The organism is Kitasatospora sp. NPDC048407, from assembly GCF_043200475.1.
Lineage (GTDB): Bacteria > Actinomycetota > Actinomycetes > Streptomycetales > Streptomycetaceae > Kitasatospora.
On record NZ_JBICXW010000050.1, the window covers coordinates 1 to 2507 of the forward strand.

Here is a 2507-nt window from a genome sequence, read left to right on the forward strand (position 1 = left end):
CCCCCCCCCCCCCCCCCCCCCCCCCCCCCCCCCCCCCCCCCCCCCCCCCCCCCCCCCCCCCCCCCCCCCCCCCCCCCCCCCCCCCCCCCCCCCCGGGACGGCGCTAGCGGCGCCGCCGGCGCCCAGCGGTGCGGAACCCGCCAACGGCGCTGATCAGAACGGCCAGGGCCGCGACGGCACGGGAGGCCTGCTCCGGGTCCAGCTCCCGGATCAGGACGAGAATCGCGGCGGGCAGCGCCACGAAGGCGAGGACGGCGAGGCTGACAGCACAGTCAGTCAAGGTCAAGGTTTGCCAGCGCCCCCGCCACGGGAACATCAGGATGGTACGGTCGTTCCGGCGGTTGATCAGCGGCTTTCGCTGACGGTCCGCCCGACGAACAGAGGCCATTGAGGTCTCCTTCGTTGGAGAAGTTGATACAGCGGTCGTGAGAGGCCCTGCACTCAGTTCTCAGGCCGACCAGGGCCTCTCACGCGGTGACACTATCTGCCCGCACCGACTCCCTGTACTTTTTCCGTCACTCTGCGACATCTTCTCCGCTCCGGCCGGAAACCTCACACACCGGAACGGCCGCTCTCAAAGCACAAAACGGCACGTCAGAGGCTCAAGATCACCCCTGGCACCCATGCTTTCTGGCATATGCCATATGCACGTGCATCAGTGCTGGTCACCGGCACTGCCACCGACCGTGTATACGCACCTCGACACTGCGATCGAGTGTCCTTCTTCGTGCCCCGCGCCCGTGTCCTCACGTTGTCGAACGCCCCGCCAGCGCCGGAGCAGGTATCGACATCAACCGCCGGGTGTGCACCGGCCGGCAGCCAACAGCCGCCACCCGGGAATGCTCAGGCCTGCTGCCGGGCGTCGAGGTCGCGCGCCGGGGCCGCGCACCGTTCTTCGCCAAGGGCACCGCCGTCGGAGAACCTCAGGCCGTCTAGGTCGCGGACCGCCGGCACCTGCTGCACGACCTCAGCGAGACGGCAGAGCGAGCCTTCACGCGCCACCGACAGTGCCACCGAGAAGTAACTCCTTTTCCCTGCAATGGAGTTCAGCAACGACGGATGAAGCTATCGAGCCGACCACGCCCACTGACAGCCCGGCCTCGGCCACCCCGACCCGACGCCCGACCAGCTGACGTCCCCACAGCCCAGAGCCGCCTTCAGCCCCCGGACCGTAGCGCGGGCGGCATCGGCGCGGCGGTGTCCCGGCCGTCGACGAGCACGACCGTCGCGCCCCGCAGATGGGCCTGCCACAGCGACACGAACCAGGCGCTCTGCTCGGGCTGCAGGAACGGCAGCCACTCCTCGAAGGTCCGCCACGCGAACGCCTCGTGTTCCGCGCTCAGCCGTACCGGGTGCCGCGCCGGCATCGGGTCGGCCGCGAACGCGAAGTCGATGACCGGCGGCCAGCCGCCGGCCGCACAGCGGTAGTCGACAGCGAGCGGGCGCAGCGGTGTGGTGGGGTGGAGACCGGTTTCTTCGGTGACTTCGCGCAGGGCGGTGGCGATGGGGGTCTCTCCGGGGTCGGCGAGGCCTGCGGGTGGTTGCCACCAGGCGGGGTGTCCTGGGTAGGGGCGGGCCTGGTGGAGCATCAGGATCCGTCCGTCTTCGTCGGTGACGAGAACGGAGGCAGAAACGGCGTGGTGGGGGAGGGTGGCGGCGAACGCGGAGGGCTCGATGGTCGGCGAGGTCACCGTGCTGGTCTCCCTGCTGGCGTGCGGGCCGGCGTTGGTGGTCAGCGGGCGAGTGTGACGGTGAGCGCCTCGTTGGGGCAGGCGGCGGCAAGGTGGTGGAGGGTGTCGGCCTCGGCCTGGTCGATCGTCAGGCCCCAGCGGGTCTTCACCACGGTCCAGTCGGTGATATAGGTACAGCGGTACCCGTCTGCGGGCGGGAGCCACTCGGTGACGTCCTTGTCGGCCTTGCTGCGGTTGGACTTCGCGGAGACCGCGATCAGCGCCCGCGGCTCATCGAGGTCGTTGGCGTAGGCCTGGCGCTCGGCCGCCGACCAGGCGGAGGCCCCGACTGGCGGGGAGCGTCATTCCGAACGTGCCATATTCCTCGTGCCGGGGCGTGCGGCGGTAGCCGCCGCGCTCGCCTATGGATTGAGCCCCTCAAGCCAGTCGACCACGGCCAGGGACTGCTGTAGATCTGCTCCGAAGAGGTCGGGGTTGGTCTGGGCGAGGGTGCGGCGGATGGTGACGGCTTCCTCGACGGCGGCCAGGCCCTCCGCCCGCCGGCCCGTCTCGCCCAGCCGGATGGAGAGGTTGTTGAGAGCCGTGGCGAGGTCGGGCAGGTAGGCGTCGGGGTTGGTCTGGGCGAGGGTGCGGCGGATGGTGACGGCTTCCTCGACGGCGGCCAGCCCTTCCGCCCGCCGGCCCGTCTCGCCCAGCCGGATGGAGAGGTTGTTGAGGGCGCTGGCGAGGTCGGGCAGGTAGGCGTCGGGGTTGGTCTGGGCGAGGGTGCGGCGGATGGTGACGGCTTCCTCGACGGCGGCCAGGCCCTCCGCCCGC

The 2507-nt window shown here is 70.8% G+C and carries 4 protein-coding genes and 1 pseudogene; all 5 read right to left on the reverse strand.

Translation table 11 applies throughout. From position 1 onward, the window contains the following. Positions 1–103: 103 nt before the first annotated feature. A complete protein-coding gene (locus tag ACGFWJ_RS36150; RefSeq protein ID WP_392956992.1) occupies positions 104–388 on the reverse strand; it encodes a hypothetical protein in 285 nt (94 codons plus the stop codon). 455 nt (positions 389–843) lie between these two features. Then, positions 844–1014, reverse strand: a complete 171-nt coding sequence (locus ACGFWJ_RS36155) for a hypothetical protein (protein ID WP_392956994.1) — start codon at positions 1012–1014, stop codon at positions 844–846. Positions 1015–1157: 143 nt separating this feature from the next. Further along, positions 1158–1691, reverse strand: a complete 534-nt coding sequence (locus tag ACGFWJ_RS36160; protein ID WP_392956996.1) for an NUDIX hydrolase — start codon at positions 1689–1691, stop codon at positions 1158–1160. Positions 1692–1732: 41 nt separating this feature from the next. Beyond that, a pseudogene (locus ACGFWJ_RS36165) lies at positions 1733–2002 on the reverse strand (HNH endonuclease); the annotation flags it as partial. A gap of 90 nt (positions 2003–2092) precedes the next feature. Next, the coding region (locus ACGFWJ_RS36170; protein ID WP_392956997.1) for a tetratricopeptide repeat protein at positions 2093–2507 on the reverse strand (415 nt) is incomplete at its 5' end.

What these genes read in the sequence shown, in the direction of transcription:
- ACGFWJ_RS36150 (WP_392956992.1), bottom strand. Translation starts at nt 388, where the DNA reads ATGGCCTCTGTTCGTCGGGCGGACCGTCAGCGAAAGCCGCTGATCAAC.